Origin of the sequence: Cellulomonas pakistanensis (assembly GCF_016862755.1) — a bacterium.
Taxonomy (GTDB): Bacteria; Actinomycetota; Actinomycetes; order Actinomycetales; family Cellulomonadaceae; genus Cellulomonas; species Cellulomonas pakistanensis.
Genome location: NZ_BONO01000002.1, coordinates 1 through 16,878, shown reverse-complemented (window position 1 = coordinate 16,878; position 16,878 = coordinate 1). Strand labels below are relative to the sequence as shown.

General features: G+C 74.1%; 17 protein-coding genes. 4 read left to right on the top strand and 13 right to left on the bottom strand.

Annotation, left to right across the window (positions count from 1 at the left end; all coding sequences use genetic code 11):
* Positions 1-32 precede the first annotated feature (32 nt).
* Genes scpB through Cpa01nite_RS01355 form a run of 5 tightly spaced genes read right to left on the bottom strand, consistent with a single transcriptional unit; the run spans position 33 to position 4,583 of the window.
* The gene (scpB, locus tag Cpa01nite_RS01375) at positions 33-749 is read right to left on the bottom strand and encodes an SMC-Scp complex subunit ScpB (RefSeq protein ID WP_203666948.1); all 717 of its coding nucleotides are present in this window, start codon (positions 747-749) and stop codon (positions 33-35) included.
* Positions 746-1,699 (bottom strand): segregation and condensation protein A, encoded by a 954-nt coding sequence (locus Cpa01nite_RS01370; protein ID WP_203666947.1) that lies wholly within the window; start codon positions 1,697-1,699, stop codon positions 746-748. Before Cpa01nite_RS01370 ends, scpB begins: the two co-directional genes overlap by 4 nt.
* Complete coding sequence (locus tag Cpa01nite_RS01365; RefSeq protein WP_203666946.1) at positions 1,683-2,549, bottom strand: ParA family protein; 867 nt, start codon at positions 2,547-2,549, stop codon at positions 1,683-1,685. The genes Cpa01nite_RS01370 and Cpa01nite_RS01365 overlap by 17 nt, the downstream gene beginning before the upstream one ends.
* A gap of 29 nt (positions 2,550-2,578) precedes the next feature.
* Positions 2,579-3,589 (bottom strand): site-specific tyrosine recombinase XerD, encoded by a 1,011-nt coding sequence (gene xerD, locus Cpa01nite_RS01360; protein WP_203666945.1) that lies wholly within the window; start codon positions 3,587-3,589, stop codon positions 2,579-2,581.
* A gap of 31 nt (positions 3,590-3,620) precedes the next feature.
* Positions 3,621-4,583: a heme o synthase gene (locus Cpa01nite_RS01355; RefSeq protein WP_203666944.1), complete on the bottom strand. Its 963-nt coding sequence runs from the start codon at positions 4,581-4,583 to the stop codon at positions 3,621-3,623.
* Between the two features lie 331 nt (positions 4,584-4,914).
* Between Cpa01nite_RS01355 and tal the strand changes: the two genes are divergently transcribed.
* The 4 genes from tal to pgl are packed head-to-tail and all read left to right on the top strand — an operon-like array spanning position 4,915 to position 9,267.
* Positions 4,915-6,033 (top strand): transaldolase, encoded by a 1,119-nt coding sequence (gene tal, locus Cpa01nite_RS01350; RefSeq protein ID WP_203666943.1) that lies wholly within the window; start codon positions 4,915-4,917, stop codon positions 6,031-6,033.
* On the top strand, positions 6,030-7,571 hold the full coding sequence (gene zwf / locus Cpa01nite_RS01345; RefSeq protein WP_203666942.1) for a glucose-6-phosphate dehydrogenase: 1,542 nt from the start codon (positions 6,030-6,032) through the stop codon (positions 7,569-7,571). The genes tal and zwf overlap by 4 nt, the downstream gene beginning before the upstream one ends.
* Complete coding sequence (locus tag Cpa01nite_RS01340) at positions 7,568-8,488, top strand: glucose-6-phosphate dehydrogenase assembly protein OpcA (RefSeq protein WP_203666941.1); 921 nt, start codon at positions 7,568-7,570, stop codon at positions 8,486-8,488. The genes zwf and Cpa01nite_RS01340 overlap by 4 nt, the downstream gene beginning before the upstream one ends.
* Positions 8,485-9,267: a 6-phosphogluconolactonase gene (gene pgl, locus Cpa01nite_RS01335; RefSeq protein ID WP_203666940.1), complete on the top strand. Its 783-nt coding sequence runs from the start codon at positions 8,485-8,487 to the stop codon at positions 9,265-9,267. The genes Cpa01nite_RS01340 and pgl overlap by 4 nt, the downstream gene beginning before the upstream one ends.
* A 403-nt stretch (positions 9,268-9,670) precedes the next feature.
* Here pgl and Cpa01nite_RS01330 read toward each other — a convergent pair whose 3' ends face one another.
* The 8 genes from Cpa01nite_RS01330 to rapZ all read right to left on the bottom strand — a co-directional run bounded on the left by Cpa01nite_RS01330 (position 9,671) and on the right by rapZ (position 16,717).
* Positions 9,671-10,027 carry an RNA polymerase-binding protein RbpA gene (locus tag Cpa01nite_RS01330; RefSeq protein ID WP_203666939.1) on the bottom strand — a complete coding sequence of 119 codons (357 nt, stop codon included), beginning with the start codon at positions 10,025-10,027 and terminating at the stop codon, positions 9,671-9,673.
* 13 nt (positions 10,028-10,040) lie between these two features.
* Complete coding sequence (secG, locus tag Cpa01nite_RS01325; protein WP_203666938.1) at positions 10,041-10,283, bottom strand: preprotein translocase subunit SecG; 243 nt, start codon at positions 10,281-10,283, stop codon at positions 10,041-10,043.
* A 185-nt stretch (positions 10,284-10,468) separates the two neighbouring features.
* On the bottom strand, positions 10,469-11,257 hold the full coding sequence (gene tpiA, locus Cpa01nite_RS01320) for a triose-phosphate isomerase (RefSeq protein ID WP_203666937.1): 789 nt from the start codon (positions 11,255-11,257) through the stop codon (positions 10,469-10,471).
* A 5-nt stretch (positions 11,258-11,262) separates the two neighbouring features.
* Positions 11,263-12,453 (bottom strand): phosphoglycerate kinase, encoded by a 1,191-nt coding sequence (locus Cpa01nite_RS01315; protein WP_203666936.1) that lies wholly within the window; start codon positions 12,451-12,453, stop codon positions 11,263-11,265.
* Positions 12,454-12,573: 120 nt separating this feature from the next.
* Positions 12,574-13,578 carry a type I glyceraldehyde-3-phosphate dehydrogenase gene (gene gap, locus Cpa01nite_RS01310; protein WP_203666935.1) on the bottom strand — a complete coding sequence of 335 codons (1,005 nt, stop codon included), beginning with the start codon at positions 13,576-13,578 and terminating at the stop codon, positions 12,574-12,576.
* 229 nt (positions 13,579-13,807) lie between these two features.
* Positions 13,808-14,788: a DNA-binding protein WhiA gene (gene whiA / locus Cpa01nite_RS01305; RefSeq protein ID WP_203666934.1), complete on the bottom strand. Its 981-nt coding sequence runs from the start codon at positions 14,786-14,788 to the stop codon at positions 13,808-13,810.
* 4 nt (positions 14,789-14,792) lie between these two features.
* The gene (locus tag Cpa01nite_RS01300) at positions 14,793-15,773 is read right to left on the bottom strand and encodes a gluconeogenesis factor YvcK family protein (RefSeq protein WP_203666933.1); all 981 of its coding nucleotides are present in this window, start codon (positions 15,771-15,773) and stop codon (positions 14,793-14,795) included.
* Positions 15,770-16,717, bottom strand: a complete 948-nt coding sequence (gene rapZ, locus Cpa01nite_RS01295; protein WP_203666932.1) for an RNase adapter RapZ — start codon at positions 16,715-16,717, stop codon at positions 15,770-15,772. The genes Cpa01nite_RS01300 and rapZ overlap by 4 nt, the downstream gene beginning before the upstream one ends.
* Positions 16,718-16,878: the final 161 nt, after the last annotated feature.

Sequence of the window (16,878 nt, the reverse complement as noted above, 5' to 3'; positions counted from 1 at the left end):
GCGGCCGCGGCCGCCCTGCCCTGCTGCACTCATCACACGTCTCCTGTCGTCACTGCGGCCCCGTCCAGCCCGTCGAACGCGTCGATCTCGGGCAGGTACGGGGCGAGCGGGGGCAGCTCGTCGAGGCTCGTGAGGCCCATCCGCTCGAGGAAGTATCCCGTGGTCCGGTACAGCAGCGCACCCGACCCCGGGTCGGTGCCGGCCTCGGCGACCAGACCGCGGGCCGTGAGCGTGCGCACCACGCCGTCCACGTTGACCCCGCGCACGCCCGAGACCTGCCCGCGCGTGACCGGCTGCCGGTACGCGATCACGGCCAGGGTCTCCAGCGCCGCCTGGGTGAGCCGGGCGGTCTGCCCGTCCAGCACGAACTGCCCGACGACCTGGTGGAACGCCGGCGCCGAGTAGATCCGCCAGCCCTCCCCGGCCTGGCGCAGCTCGAACCCGCGCGGTCGGCCGCCGTGCTCGCCGCGGTACTCCTCCGCGAGGGTGCGCAGCAGGTCGACGACCTCGCCGGTCGGCAGGCCCAGCACCGTGGCGAGGCGCACAGCCGGGATCGGCTCGTCGGCCACCATCAGCACGGCCTCCAGCGCGGCGAGGGCGCCGCCGGGGAGGTCGTGCACGTCGGGCGCGTCGGCCTCGGGCTCCGGGGGCAGCTCGCCCTCGCCGAGCCCGTCGGGCGCCAGGTCGTCCGGCGCCAGGTCGTCCGGCGCCAGGTCCGCGGGTGCCGCGGCCGTCGTGTCGTCGGTCATGCCCCGTCCCCCTCGTCCTCCGGCGTCGCCGGCAGCACCGGCCCTGCCCCGTCGTCCGCCTCGTCGAAGTCCGACGCCACCGCCACGTCCCCGACCTCGGCCCCGGTCCACCGCACGGTCAGCTCACCGAGCGGCGTGACCTGGTCGAACGCCACAGCGCCCTCCCGGAACAGCTCGAGCAGCGCGAGGAACCGGGCCACGACCAGCAGCGTGGTGTCCGCGTCGGCCGTGAGCGCGCGGAACGACGCCGCCCCGCCGTGCCGCAGCCGGTCCGCGAGCACCGCGGCCTGCTCGCGCACGCTGACGGCGGGTGCGTGCAGGTGGCTGATGTCCACCCCCGGCGGAGGCGGCGGCGGCGCGAGCGCCTTCGCGGCCAGCGCGGCGAGCTCCTGGGGCCCGATCTGCCAGATGAGCTCCGGCAGCATCGCGGCCAGGTGCGGCTCCAGCTGCACGGTGCGCGGCAGCCGCCGGCCCTGCTCGGTGAGCCGGGTGCCGATGTCGCCGGCCACGACCTTGTACGCCCGGTACTGCAGCAGCCGCGCGAACAGCAGGTCGCGCGCCTCGAGCAGCTCCAGGTCCTCGGCGTCCTCGACCTCGCCGGCGGGCAGCAGCCGCGCGGCCTTGAGGTCGAGCAGCGTCGCGGCCACCAGCAGGAACTCCGAGGCCTGCCCGAGGTCCCACGGGCGGCCGCCCTCGGCCTCGGCGCGCTCGGCGGCGCGGATGTAGGCGATGAACTCGTCCGTCACCGCGGCCAGCGCGACCTCGGTGATGTCGAGCTTGTGCTTGGAGATCAGCCCCAGCAGCAGGTCGAACGGCCCGGAGAAGTTCTCCAGGTGCACCTCGAACGCGCCCGACCCGGCCCGGGGCGCGTCCCCGGCGGGCGCTCCCTCGGGCGCGGCAGCGACGGCGTCGGCCCCGGCGGTCGGCGCCGTCTCAGGCGGCGTCGCCACGGGCGACGAGCTCCCGCGCGAGCTGCCGGTACGCGTGCGCCCCGGCGTGCGTCGGCGCGTACGTGGTGATCGGCTCCGCGGCGACGGACGCGTCCGGGAACTTCACCGTGCGGCCGATGACCGTGTGCAGCAGCGTGTCGCCGAACGCCTCGTACACGCGGGCGACGACCTCGCGGGCGTGCAGCGTGCGGGGGTCGTACATGGTCGCCAGGATGCCGTCGACCTCGAGGCGGGGGTTCAGCCGGTCGCGGACCTTCTCGATGGTCTCGACGAGCAGCGCCACGCCGCGCAGCGCGAAGAACTCGCACTCCAGCGGGATGAGCACGCCGTGCGCCGCGGTGAGCGCGTTGACCGTCAGCAGGCCGAGCGACGGCTGGCAGTCGACCAGCACGACGTCGTAGTCGTCGAGCACCGGGCGCAGCACGCGGGACAGGATCGACTCGCGCGCCACCTCGCTGACCAGCTGCACCTCGGCGGCCGACAGGTCGATGTTGGCCGGCAGCAGGTCGAGCCCGGGGATCTCGGTCGCCCGGATCAGGTCCTGGACGCGCGCGTGCCGGTCGACGAGCAGGTCGTAGACCGTGCGGTCGAGCTCGTGCGGGTTCGCGCCGAGGCCGACCGACGCCGCGCCCTGCGGGTCGAAGTCGACGATCAGGACCCGGCGGCCGTACTCGGCCAGGGCCGCGGCGAGGTTGATCGTGGTGGTCGTCTTGCCGACGCCGCCCTTCTGGTTGCACATCGCGATGACGCGGGCAGGACCGTGGGCGGCGAGCGGCGCGGGGACGGGGAAGTCGGGCAGGGGCCTGCCCACCGGGTCGGTTGCGATCTCGGTCGTCTCCTCGCGTGCCACCCGCACAACCTACCGGAGCGGCGCGGCGGTCAGCCGTCTCCCGCGCCGGTGCGCGCGGCGCCCGCGACGGCCCGCGCGGCACCGGCCCGCCTGGCGCGCGGGTGGCTGGTCGCGTAGACCTCCCGCAGCGTGTCCGGCGTCACCTTCGTGTAGATCTGCGTGGTCGTCACCGAGGCGTGCCCGAGCAGCTCCTGGACCACCCGGACGTCCGCGCCGCCGGCCAGCAGGTGGGTGGCGAACGAGTGCCGCAGAGTGTGCGGCGACACGTGCTCGGCGCCCGGCAGCCCGGCGCGCTCGGCGGCCGTGCGCAGCACCGCCCAGGCGCTCTGCCGCGACAGCCGCGCGCCGCGGCTGTTGAGGAACACCGCCGCTCCCCCGCGACCCGCGGCGGCGAGCGCCGGGCGCGCGCGGACCAGGTAGGCCTCCAGCGCCTCGACGGCGTACGCGCCGACCGGGACGACCCGCTCCTTGCTGCCCTTGCCGAACAGCCGGACGGCGGCGCGGCCCTCGGTCAGGTCCAGGTCGTCGACGTCGAGCCCGACCGCCTCGGAGATCCGAGCCCCCGTCGAGTACACGAGCTCGAGCAGCGCGCGGTCCCGCAGCGGCACGGGCCCGTCGCCGAGCGACGCGGCCTCGAGCAGCCGCTCCACCTCGGCGGTGCCGATGGCCTTGGGCAGCACCTGGGACTGCTTGGGCGGGCGCACGGCGCGGGCGGGGTCGGCGGCCGTGAGGCCCTCCAGCACGGCGAACCTGTGCCACCCGCGCACCGCGACGACGGCGCGCTTCGCGGAGGACGCCGACAGCACCGCCCGGCCGTCCGAGCCGGTGCGCACCGCGGTGAGGAAGTCCTCGACGTCGGCTTCCGCGACGTCGGCGACGGACGCGCGGCCGGCGGCGGCCAGGTGCTCGACGTACCGGGTCAGGTCCCGCCGGTAGGCGGCCAGCGTGTTCGCGGACAGCCCGCGCTCGACGGCGAGGTGCGCGAGGTACCCGTCCAGGGCGGCGCGCAGCGCGGGCGCGGACGGCTGCTCGTCCGTCATGCGGGCGCCTCCCCGCGGCCGGCTCGGTGGGTCAGAGCGGGAGGAACACGTCGACCGCCACCGCGACCGACAGCAGCGACAGGTACGTGATCGACCCGTGGAACACCGACATCGCGCGGAGCTTGCCGCGGCTCGGGTCCTGGGCGCGACGGTACAGCGCGATGTTCGACCAGAGGAACCACACGCCGAGGACGGTCGCGACGAGCGCGTACACCCAGGTCATCCCGGCGACGGGGACCAGCAGGAGCGAGCACGCGATCATCGCCAGCGTGTAGGCGATCATCTGCCGCGCGACCTTCGTGTCGGCCTCGACGACCGGCAGCATCGGCACGCCGGCGGCGGCGTAGTCCTTGCGGAACTTCATCGACAGCGGCCAGTAGTGCGGCGGCGTCCAGAAGAAGATCACGCCGAACAGCAGCACCGCGGACCAGGACAGCCCGCCGGTCACCGACGACCACCCGATCAGGACGGGCATGCAGCCGGCCGCGCCGCCCCACACGATGTTCTGCGGCGTGCGCCGCTTGAGGATCATCGTGTAGCCGACGACGTAGATGAGGATGGCGCCGCCGGTCAGCAGGGCGGACGGCACGTTCACGACCAGCGCGAGCCACAGCAGCGACGCGACGCCCAGCCCGAGCCCGAACAGCAGCGCGGCGCGCGGGGTGATCTCCCCCGTGACGAGCGGCCGGCGCTTGGTGCGGTTCATCACCTGGTCGATGTCGCGGTCCAGGTAGCAGTTGAGGACGTTCGCCGAGCCGGCCGCGGCCGCGCCGCCGACGAGCGTGGCGAGCACGAGTCCGATGGACGGGAAGCCGCCCTCGGCCAGGATCATCGTCGGCAGCGTGGTGACGAGCAGCAGCTCGATGACGCGCGGCTTGGTGAGCGCGACGTACGCCGCGAGCCGACGGCGCCACGGGCTCCGGCCGCCCTCGGCCGGGGTGCCGGCCTGGGACCGGGGTCGCGACGAGGCCCCGGCGGGAGCGGCTGGGCTCATCGTGCGCACGCTCCGGTCCTCCGCCCGTCGCTCGGCCGCGCCGGCCCGACGGCCCCGCGGATGATCGGTGACCATCGTACGGCCCCCTCGACGGCAGATGCGGCCGTGAACCGCCTGGGACCGTGGTCCCGGTCGTGTGACGTCCGTCGCCCCGGCGCGTCGCGGGCCGGACCGACCGGCGCTCCCCCGCCCCGCGGGTCTAGGCTCGAACGGCACGCCCGGTTCCGGGGGAGACAGGACCGGGCGTGAGCGGCGCCCGCCCTGGTCAGGACGGGCCCGACCGTCGACGTCCCGGCCCGGAGTCCGGGGCGAGAAGTGAGGTGGCACGACGATGACAGAGGGCATCACGCCGCTCGACCAGGTGGCCGACGCGGGCGTCGCCGTATGGCTGGACGACCTGTCCCGGGAGCGGCTGCGCACCGGGAACCTGAAGGACCTCGTGGCCGAGCGCCGCGTGGTCGGGGTCACGACCAACCCGACGATCTTCGCGAGCGCGCTGGCCAAGGGCGAGTCCTACGACGAGCAGCTGGCGCAGCTGCGGGCGCAGGGCACCGACGTGGACGGCGCGGTCTTCGCGATCACGACCGACGACGTGCGCGAGGCGGCCGACGTGCTGCGCCCCGTGTACGACGCCACCGACGGCGTGGACGGCCGGGTGTCGATCGAGGTCGACCCGCGCCTCGCCCGCGACGCGCAGGCCACCGTCGACTCGGCGCGCGCGCTGTGGTCGACCATCGACCGCCCGAACCTGTTCATCAAGATCCCCGCGACCCTCGACGGCCTGCAGGCCATCACCGAGGTGCTCGCGGACGGCATCAGCGTCAACGTCACGCTGATCTTCTCGCTCGAGCGGTACCGCGCCGTGCTGGACGCGTTCGTCGAGGGCCTCGAGCGGGCGCGGGCCAACGGCCACGACCTCGCCCCGATCGCCTCGGTCGCGTCGTTCTTCGTGTCCCGCGTGGACGCGGCGATCGACCCGCGCCTGGACGAGATCGGCTCGCCCGAGGCCGCCGAGCTGCGCGGCAAGGCGGCCATCGCCAACGCCCGCCTCGCCTACCGCGTCTACGAGGAGGTCGTCGCCGGCGAGCGCTGGCAGGCCCTCGCCGCCGCCGGCGCCAAGCCGCAGCGCCCGCTCTGGGCGTCCACCGGCGTCAAGGACAAGGCGTACCCCGACACCCGGTACGTCGACGAGCTCGTCGTCGCCGGCGTCGTCAACACGATGCCCGAGGCCACGCTGCAGGCGGTGTTCGACCACGGCGACTTCCGCGGCGACACCGTCACGGGCACGCAGGCCGAGGCGCAGGACGTCATCGACCGCCTGGCCGGCCTGGGCATCCACATCGACGAGGTCACCGACGCGCTCGAGCGCGAGGGCGTCGACAAGTTCGAGAAGTCCTGGGCCGAGCTCCTCGACACCGTCCGCGGCGGCCTGGAGCAGGTGGGCGAGTGAGGCCGGCGAAGGTCACCGCGGAGCACAACCCGCTCCGCGACCCGCGCGACCGCCGGCTCCCCCGGATCGCCGGGCCCTCGGGCCTGGTGATCTTCGGGGTGACCGGCGACCTCGCCCGCAAGAAGCTCATGCCCGCGGTGTACGACCTCACCAACCGCGGCCTGCTCCCGCCCGGCTTCGCGCTCACCGGGTTCGCCCGGCGCGACTGGGAGGACCAGGACTTCGCGCAGATCGTGCACGACTCCGTGAAGGAGCACGCGCGCACCCCGTTCCGCGAGTCGACCTGGCGCCAGCTGTCCGAGGGCATCCGGTTCGTCCAGGGCACCTTCGACGACGACGACGCGTTCGACCGGCTGCGGCAGACCGTCGAGGACCTCGACGTGTCGCGCGGCACCGGCGGCAACCACGCGTTCTACCTGTCGGTCCCGCCGAGCGCGTTCCCCGTCGTCTGCAAGCAGCTCGCCCGCTCCGGCCTGTCCGAGTCGGTCGAGGACGCCTGGCGCCGCGTCGTCATCGAGAAGCCGTTCGGGCACGACCTGAAGTCGGCGCGCGAGCTGAACGACGTCGTGTCCTCGGTGTTCCACCCGGACGACGTGTTCCGCATCGACCACTACCTCGGCAAGGAGACGGTCCAGAACCTGCTGGCCCTCCGGTTCGCCAACCAGATGTTCGAGCCGATCTGGAACGCGAACTACGTCGACCACGTGCAGATCACGATGGCCGAGGACATCGGCGTCGGCGGCCGCGCCGGGTACTACGACGGGATCGGCGCCGCGCGCGACGTCATCCAGAACCACCTGCTGCAGCTCCTGGCCCTCACGGCCATGGAGGAGCCGGTCACGTTCGACGCCCAGGACCTCACCGCCGAGAAGATCAAGGTCCTCTCCGCGGTGCGCGTGCCCAAGGACATCGGCAAGCACACCGCCCGCGGGCAGTACGCCGAGGGCTGGCAGGGCGGCGAGAAGGTCGTCGGCTACCTGGACGAGGGCGGCTTCGACCCGAACTCCACCACCGAGACCTACGCCGCCATCCGCGTGGACGTGGACACCCGCCGCTGGGCCGGCGTCCCGTTCTACCTGCGCACCGGCAAGCGCCTCGGCCGCCGCGTCACCGAGATCGCCGTCGTGTTCAAGAAGGCGCCGCACCTGCCGTTCGAGTCGACCGCGACCGAGGAGCTCGGCAAGAACGCGCTCGTCATCCGCGTGCAGCCCGACGAGGGCGTCACCCTCCGGTTCGGCGCCAAGGTGCCGGGCACGGCGATGGAGGTCCGCGACGTCACGATGGACTTCGGCTACGGCCACTCGTTCACCGAGGCGTCCCCGGAGGCCTACGAGCGCCTCATCCTCGACGTCCTGCTCGGCGACCCGCCGCTCTTCCCGCGGCACGAGGAGGTCGAGCTCTCCTGGAAGATCCTCGACCCGATCACCCAGTACTGGGCGTCGAAGGGCAAGCCGGAGCCGTACCGCGCCGGGACCTGGGGGCCGGATTCGGCCGACCGCATGATGGAGCGCGACGGACGGACCTGGAGGCGACCGTGATCATCGACCTGCCCAAGACGACCACCCGCGACATCAACAAGCGGCTGGTCACCGAGCGCGAGGAGGGCGGCGCCGTCGCCCTCGGGCGCGTGCTCACCCTCATCATCGACGTCGGCAGCAACGACCCCGAGGCGGCGATCGAGGCGGCGAACGACGCCAGCCGCGAGCACCCGTGCCGCGTGATCGTGCTCACCGAGTCCCGCCCCTCGGGCGACGACTCCGAGCTCGACGCGCAGATCCGGCTCGGCGGCGACGCCGGCGCGAGCGAGGTCGTGCTCCTGCACCCGTCGGCCGCGCAGGCCGCGCACCTGGACACCCTGGTGCTCCCCCTGCTGCTGCCGGACGCGCCGATCGTGGCGTGGTGGCCGTACCAGGTGCCCGACGACCCGTCGCAGCACCCGCTGGGCCAGCTCGCGCGCCGCCGGATCACCGACAGCACCGAGTGCACCGACCCGTCCGACGCCCTGCACCGGCTCGCCGGCGGCTACGCCGAGGGCGACACCGACCTGGCGTGGACCCGGACCACCCTGTGGCGCGGGCTCATCGCGGCGACGCTGGACCAGCCGCCGTTCGAGCCCGTCACCCGCGCGGTCGTGTCCGGCGAGAGCACCCACCCGTCCGTCGACCTCATGGCGGCGTGGCTGGGCTGGGCGCTCAACTGCCCGGTCGACATCGAGCGGCAGGCCGACGCCCCGGCGATCACCCAGGTCCGGCTCGAGCGCCGGTCCGGCCCGATCGTGCTGGACCGGCCCGACGGCAAGACCGCCGCGCTGCGCCAGCCCGACCAGCCCGAGCACCGGATCGCGCTGCCGATCCGCCAGCTGCGGGAGTGCCTGGCCGAGGAGCTCCGCCGGCTCGACGCCGACGAGGTGTACGGCGAGGTCCTGCGCAAGGGCCTGACCAAGGTGGGCGCGTGACCGGCGCCCCGCGCACGGTGCTCGTGCACCCGGACGCGGACACCCTGGCGGAGGCCACGGCCGCGCGGCTGATCACCCGGCTCGTCGACCTGCAGTCCGCCGCCGCTCCGGTGCACGTCGTGCTGACCGGCGGGACGGTGGGCATCAAGACGCTCGCCGCCGTCGCGGGGTCGCCCGCGCGCGGGGCCGTCGACTGGACCGGCGTGCACCTGTGGTGGGGCGACGAGCGGTTCCTCGCCGACGGCGACGCCGACCGGAACGAGACACAGGCACGCGAGGCGCTGATCGACGCGCTCGGCGACGCCCTCCCCGCGGCCAACGTGCACCCGATGCGGCCGCTCGACCCCGCCGCGGGCATCGCGACCCCGGAGGACTCGGCCGCGGCCTACGCCGCCGAGCTCGCCGCGTTCGCGCCCGAGGGGGCCGACGTCCCGACGTTCGACGTGCTCGTGCTCGGCATGGGCCCGGACGGGCACGTGGCCTCGCTGTTCCCCGGGCACGAGGGCGTGGACGTCACCGGCGTCCCCACCGTCGGGATCCACGGCTCCCCCAAGCCGCCGCCGGAGCGCGTGTCGCTCACGTTCGAGTCGATCCGCGCGGCGCGCGAGGTGTGGGTGGTCGCGGCCGGCGCCGAGAAGGCCCCGGCGGTCGCGTCGGCGCTGTCCGACGCGCCCGTGTCGACCACCCCGGCCGCGGGCGCCCGCGGCACGGAGGCGACGCTCTGGCTGGTCGACGCCGCGGCGGTGGCCGAGGTCGGCGCCACCCCCGGGGCGGCGTAGCCGGGCGCTCCGACCCGCACGCGCGAGGGCCCCGCAGCCGCCGGCTGCGGGGCCCTCGCGCATCTCCGCCTCCCCCGCTCCCTGCTTCGCCCGCGGCCCCTCTCGCCAACCGCGGACCAGTACCGCCGACGTCGTCGGTTCCGGCCACCAGAGGGTCGGCGGAACCGTCGACCTCGGGCGGAACCGAGACCTCGCGCGGCTGCCGGGCGGGAGTGCGCCCCGCGCGCTCGCCGAGGTCGAGGGTTTACCGGTCCGAGGCGGTTCGAAACCCTCGACCTCGGCGGAAGCCCTCGACCTCGCCGCGGGGCGCTGCACCGCGCGCCCGGGCGGGCGCTCACGCGCCGAGGGCCCCGCAGCGCGTGCTGCGGGGCCCTCGCGGGTCGTGCGTGCGTGCGGGTGCGGGTCAGCGCACCCCGCCGCGCCGGCGGGCGCGGAGCGCGGCCAGCGCCTCGTCCAGGATCGCCTCGCCGTCCTCGGCGGACCGGCGCTCCTTCACGTAGGCCAGGTGGGTCTTGTAGGGCTCGTTCCGCATCGGGGACGGCGGGTTCTCCTGGTCCTGCCCGGCCGGGAACCCGCAGCGCGGGCAGTCCCAGGTCTCGGGGGCCTCAGCAGCGGCCTCCTCCGCGAAGCTCGGACGGGTCTCGTGGCCGTTCGCGCACCAGTAGGAGATCCACACCCGGGGCGCGGCGTCGCCGCGCTCGGCCTCGCCCATGGGGCCCGCGCCGACGCGGGACCCCCGGATCGCACTTCCGCTCGCCATGAGGTCGTCTCCCTCAGCTCACGCGCTCGATGAGACCGAGCAGGACGATGATGACCGCCCACACCAGGGCGACGCCCACGGTGATGCGGTTCAGGTTCCGCTCGGCCACGCCGGAGGACCCGGCGCTGCTGGTGATGCCGCCGCCGAACATGTCGGAGAGGCCGCCACCCTTGCCCTTGTGCAGCAGGACGAGCGGGACGAGCAGCAGGCTCGTGACCACCAGGAGGACCTGGAGGGCGATGGTGAGGGCTGTCACGGCGTGTCTGGCTCTTCTCAGCTGTCGGGGACCCCGGCCGGGGTCCGTCGGGTGGACCGCGGTCCAGGGTAGGCGACGCGCGGCGCAGGAATCCAGCACGACAGGCCGGATCGCCGCGGCGCGTCACCCGGTCGGCCGGGCGCGCGCCGGCGTGCTGCCGCCGCGCGCCCCGCCCCGGGCCCGGCTCAGGCGCCGGCGTGCTCCTGGAAGCGCGCGATCTTCGCGAACTCCTCGGCGTCGAGCGAGGCGCCGCCGACGAGCGCGCCGTCGACGTCGGGCTTGCCGATGATCTGCGCGGCGTTGCCGGACTTCACCGAGCCGCCGTAGAGCACGCGGACGGCGTCGGCGACCTCGGCCGAGTACAGCTCGGCGAGCTTGCCGCGGATGGCCTCGCAGACCTCCTGCGCGTCCTCGGGGGTCGCGACCTCGCCGGTGCCGATGGCCCAGACGGGCTCGTAGGCGATGACGACGGTCGGCGCCTGCTCGGCGGTGACGCCGGCCAGGGAGCCCTCGAGCTGGGTCAGCGTGTACTCGACGTGGGTGCCCGCCTTGCGGATCTCCAGGCCCTCGCCGACGCAGACGATCGGGGTGATGCCCGCGCCGAGCGCGGCGACCGTCTTGGCGGCCACGACCGCGTCGGACTCGCCGTGGTACTCCCGGCGCTCCGAGTGGCCGGTCGCGACGTAGGTGACGCCGAGCTTGGCGAGCTGCGCCGCCGAGACCTCGCCGGTGTACGCGCCGGAGGCGTGCGCGGACACGTCCTGCGCGCCGTAGCCGATCTCCAGCTTGTCCGCGTCGACCAGGGTCTGCACGGAGCGGATGTTGGTGAACGACGGCAGGACGACGACCTCGGCGGTGCCGAAGTCGTGCTTGGCGTCCTTCAGGGTCCACGCGAGCTTCTGCACCAGGTGCACGGCCTCGTGGTGGTCGAGGTTGAGCTTCCAGTTGCCCGCGATGAGGGGGGTACGTGCCATGTGGATCAGTCCTCCAGGACCGCGATGCCGGGGAGGGTCTTGCCCTCGAGGAGCTCCAGCGACGCGCCGCCGCCGGTCGAGATGTGGCCGAAGCCGGCCTCGTCGAAGCCGAGGCGGCGGACCGCCGCGGCCGAGTCGCCGCCGCCGACGATGGAGAAGCCGTCGGTGTCGACGAGCGCCTGCGCGACGGCCTTGGTGCCCTCGGCGAACGCCGGGAACTCGAACACGCCCATGGGGCCGTTCCAGGCGATGGTCTTCGCGCCGAGGATGGCGTCGCGGAACAGCTCGCCCGACCGCGGGCCGATGTCCAGGCCCATCTTGCCGGCCGGGATCTGGTCCGCGTCGACGGTCTCGTGCGGGGCGTCGGCGGCGAAGCCGTCGGCCGCGACGATGTCGACGGGCAGCACGATCTCGACGCCGGACTCCTGCGCCTGGGCGAGGTAGCCCTTGACCGTCTCGACCTGGTCCTCCTCGAGCAGCGAGGAGCCGACCTCGTGGCCCTGGGCCTTGAGGAACGTGAAGACCATGCCGCCGCCGATGAGCAGCTTGTCGGCCTTGGTCAGCAGGTTCGCGATCACGCCGAGCTTGTCGGAGACCTTCGAGCCGCCGAGCACGACGACGTAGGGGCGCTCCGGGTCCTCGACGGCCTTGCGCAGGGCCTCGACCTCGGCGAGCACGAGCGTGCCCGCGGCGTGCGGCAGGCGCAGCGCGACGTCGTAGACCGACGCCTGCTTGCGGTGCACGACGCCGAAGCCGTCGGAGACGAACGCGTCGGCGAGCTGGGCCAGCTCGTCCGCGAGCTCGCCGCGCACGGCGTCGTCCTTGGAGGTCTCGCGGGCGTCGAACCGGATGTTCTCGAGCAGGGCCACCTGGCCGTCCTCGAGCGCGGCGACGGTCGCCTTGGCGGACTCGCCGACGACGTCCTCCGCCAGCGTCACGTCCTGGCCGAGCAGCTCGCCGAGGCGGGCGGCGACGGGCGCCAGGGAGTACTTCGCGTCCGGCTCGCCCTTGGGGCGGCCGAGGTGCGCGGTCACGACGACGCGGGCGCCGGCCTGCGTGAGCCGCTGCAGCGTCGGCAGCGCCGCGCGGATGCGGCCGTCGTCGGTGATGGTCGTGCCGTCGAGCGGCACGTTGAAGTCGGAACGGACGAGCACGCGCTTGCCGCGCAGGTCGCCGAGGTCCTCGATGGTCTTCATAACGTCTCCTACCTCGCTTGCGTCAGGGTCTCCACATGGCAGCGTCCGCGCCACGCCGGGGTCGAGTGACCGACCCCGGCGGTGCGCGGACGCATGACCGTCGCTACGGACGGACGGGTGTCAGAGACGCTCGCCGACGTAGGAGGTGAGGGTGACGAGCGAGTTGGAGTAGCCCCACTCGTTGTCGTACCAGGAGACGACCTTCACCTGGTCGCCGATCACCTTGGTCAGCTTCGAGTCGAAGATGCTCTGGTGCGGGTCGGTGACGATGTCCGAGGACACGATCTCGTCGGTGACGTACGCCAGGACGCCCTTGAGCGGGCCCTCGGCGGCGGCCTTCACCGCGGCGTTGACCTCGTCCACCGTGACCTCGCGGGAGGCGGTGAAGGTGAGGTCGGTGGCCGAGCCGGTGATGGTCGGGACGCGCAGGGCGTAGCCGTCCAGCTTGCCCTTGAGCTCCGGCAGCACGAGCGCGACGGCCTTGGCGGCGCCGGTCGAGGTCGGGACGATGTTCTGCGCGGCGGCGCGGGCACGGCGGAGGTCGCGGTGCGGGCCGTCCTGCAGGTTCTGGTCACCCGTGTAGGCGTGGATCGTGGTCATGAGGCCACGCTCGATGCCGATCGAGTCGTTGAGCGCCTTCGCGAGCGGGGCGAGGCAGTTCGTGGTGCACGACGCGTTCGAGATGATGTGCTGCGTGGCCGGGTCGTACGACTCGTGGTTCACGCCGACGACGAACGTGCCGTCCTCGTTCTTCGCCGGGGCGGAGATGATGACCTTCTTGGCACCGGCGGTGATGTGCGCCTTGGCCTTCTCGGCGTCCGTGAAGAAGCCGGTCGACTCGATGACGATGTCGGCGCCGAGCTCGGCCCAGGGGAGGTTGGCCGGGTCGCGCTCCGCGAGGGCGCGGATGTTCTTGCCGTCGACGATGATGTTGTCGTCGTCGAAGTCGACGCTCAGCGGGAAGCGGCCCAGCACGGTGTCGTACTTGAGCAGGTGAGCCAGCGTCTGGTTGTCCGTCAGGTCGTTGACGCCGACGATCTCGATGTCGGCGCCCGACGCCACGATGGCCCGGTAGAAGTTGCGCCCGATGCGGCCGAAGCCGTTGATGCCGACCTTGATGGTCACTTGCCCTCCTCGGCACGCGCCGGCACAGGCCAGCGCACACTGTTGCGGTGATGGACTGCGCACGCCGGTGTGCGCTCCGGAAACGCCGCGGTCACACGATCTTGACCCTCAGAACATCTCCGGATGGCCTAGAGCCTATACCCGAGCGCAGGGTGGCGCAGGGACCTAGGTCAGGCCGGGGGGACCGTGGTCCGTGGTGCGGGCGGCCGCTCCCCCGCCCCGACGGCTGCTAGAGGTCCAGCAGGTCGGGGCTCAGCCCGGACTCGGTGTCCGGGATGCCCAGGTCGGCCGCCTTCTTGTCGGCCGTCGCCAGCAGGCGGCGGATCCGGCCGGCCACGGCGTCCTTGGTGAGCACGGGGTCGGCGAGCTTGCCGAGCTCCTCCAGCGAGGCCTCCTTGTGGGCGAGCCGCAGCTCCCCCGCCTCGCGCAGGTGCTCGGGCACGTCGGGGCCGAGGATCTCGAACGCGCGCTCGACCCGGGCGCCCGCCGCCACCGCCGCGCGGGCGGACCGGCGCAGGTTGGCGTCGTCGAAGTTGGCCAGGCGGTTCGCGGTGCCGCGCACCTCGCGCCGCACCCGGCGCTCCTCCCAGACCAGCAGCGTCTCGTGCGCGCCGAGCCGGGCGAGCATCGCGGCGATCGCGTCGCCGTCGCGGATCACCACGCGGTCGACGTTGCGCACCTCGCGCGCCTTCGCCGGGATCTGCATCCGCCGCGCCGCGCCGACCAGCGCCAGCGCGGCCTCGGGACCCGGGCAGGTCACCTCGAGCGCGGACGACCGCCCGGGCTCCGTGAGCGAGCCGTGCGCGAGGAACGCCCCGCGCCACGCCGCCTCGGCCTCCTGGACGCCCGCGGACACGATCTGCGGGGGCAGGCCGCGCACCGGGCGGCCGCGGTTGTCGAGCAGGCCGGTCTGCCGCGCGAGCGACTCCCCGTCCTTGACGACCCGCACCACGTACCGGTTGCCGCGTCGCAGGCCGCCGCCGGACACGACGATCACCTCGGACTGGTGGCCGTAGACCTCGGCGATGGCCGTGCGCAGCCGGCGCGCGGCCATCCCGGTGTCCAGCTCGGCCTCGATGACGATCCGCCCCGAGATGATGTGCAGCCCGCCCGCGAACCGGAGCGTCGCCGACACCTCCGCCTTCCGGCACGACGTCTTGTCGACCTGGAGCCGCGCAAGCTCGTCCTTCACCTGTGCCGTCAGAGCCATGCGGTCATCCTGCCATCCCGTCAGGGGCGCCGACGTCGCCGAGATAGCCCTCGACCACGTCGCTGATCGCCGCGGCCAGCCGCAGCGGGTCGTGCCGCGGCGTGCCGTCCCCGCGGCGCACCTGGCGCAGCAGCAGCCGGCCGCCCTGGGTGCGGGTGCGCTCCTCGAGCTCGTCGACGTCCTCCACCGAGCCGGGGTCGGCGATCACCGCGTCCAGGCGCAGCCCGGGCGCGTGCTGCCGCAGGGCGTCCAGGTGCTCGCACGGGCCCATCCCGGCCGTCTCGTCGTCGGGGTCGAGGTTCAGCAGGGCGATGCGGCGCGCGGAGGTGTGGTGCAGCGCGTCGGCGAGGTCCGGGACCAGCAGGTGCGGGATCACGGAGGTGTACCAGGACCCCGGCCCGAGCACGACCCAGTCCGCGCGCTCGACGGCGAGCACCGCCTCCGGGAGCGCCGGCGGGCGGTCCGGCACCAGCCGCACCGCCTCGATCGGGTCGCGCGCGACGGCGACGTGGCTCTGGCCGCGGACCAGCTCGACCCGGCCGTCCGGCCGCCGCACGTCCGCCTCGATGCCCAGCGGGACGGCCGCCATCGGCAGCACCCGCCCCCGCGCGCCGAGCAGCCGGCCGACCCAGTCGAGGCCGTCGACGGTGTCGCCCAGCAGCTCCCAGAGCGCCACGATCAGCAGGTTCCCCACCGCGTGGTTGTCGAGGTCGCCGCTCGAGGTGAACCGGTGCTGCAGCACGTCGCGCCAGGTGCGGCCCCAGTCGGAGTCGTCGCACAGCGCGGACAGCGCCATGCGCAGGTCGCCGGGCGGCAGCACGTCGAGCTCGTCGCGCAGCCGGCCCGAGGACCCGCCGTCGTCCGCGACGGTCACGACCGCCGTGAGCCGGTCGGTCACCCGGCGCAGGGCCGACAGGGAGGCGGACAGCCCGTGACCGCCGCCCAGGGCGACGAACGCGGGGTGCCCGTCGCGGGACGGGCTCATTCCTTGCCGAGGTCGCGCGCGGCCACGGTCACGCGCTGGCCCCTGCTCCGGAGCCGCTCAGCGATGGCCTCGCTGATCGCGACCGACCGGTGCTTGCCGCCGGTGCAGCCGACCGCGATCGTCACGTAGCGCTTCTCCTCGGCGACGTAGCCCGCGAGCACGGGCTCCAGGGCGTCGACGTACCGGTCCACGAAGTCGACCGCGCCGGGCAGGCCGAGCACGTACTCGCGCACCGGGGCGTCCCGGCCCGACATGTGCCGCAGCTCCGTGATCCAGTACGGGTTCGCGAGGAACCGCACGTCGACGACGTGGTCGGCGTCCAGCGGGATGCCGTACTTGAACCCGAACGACAGCACGTTCACGCGCAGCGCGTCCGCCTCCTGCTCGGACGACACGGCCGCGCGGACGATCCGGCCGAGCTCGTGCACGTTCGTCTCGGAGGAGTCGATCAGCACGTCCGCCCGCTCGCGGATGTCCGCCAGCAGCGTGCGCTCGGCGGCGATGCCGTCGAGGATCCGGCCCTCGCCCTGCAGCGGGTGCGGGCGGCGGACCTGCTCGTACCGGCGGACCAGCACCTCGTCCGAGGCGTCGAGGAACAGGATCCGGTAGTCGATGCCCGACTCGCGGAGCTGCGCGAGCACGGCCAGCAGGTCGGCGAAGAACTCCCGGCCGCGCACGTCGACCACCGCGGCGATCCGCAGGTCGGCGCTCGGCGGCCCCCCGTGGGTCAGCATGCCGACGAGGTGCGTGAGCATCTGCGCGGGCAGGTTGTCGACGACGTACCAGCCCATGTCCTCCAGCACGGCGCCCGCGCGGGTGCGGCCCGCGCCGGACATGCCGGTGATGATCAGGACGTGGGGCTGCCGGACCCGGGGGGCCTCGGTGGCCGCCTCGATCGCGGGGATGCCGTGGGGGACGGTGATCGGCGAGGTCTCGTCGCTCATGCGCCCAGCATGCCAGGCGTGTCGGCGGGTGCGGTGACCGCGGAGCCGTCCGTGGGGGTCGGGACCGCGGCGTCGGGGGCACCGGCGGCCGAGCCGTCCGCGGGAGCGGGGGCCGGCGCCGGGGCGTCGGCCTGCGCCGCGGCGCCGGCGTCCGCCGCACC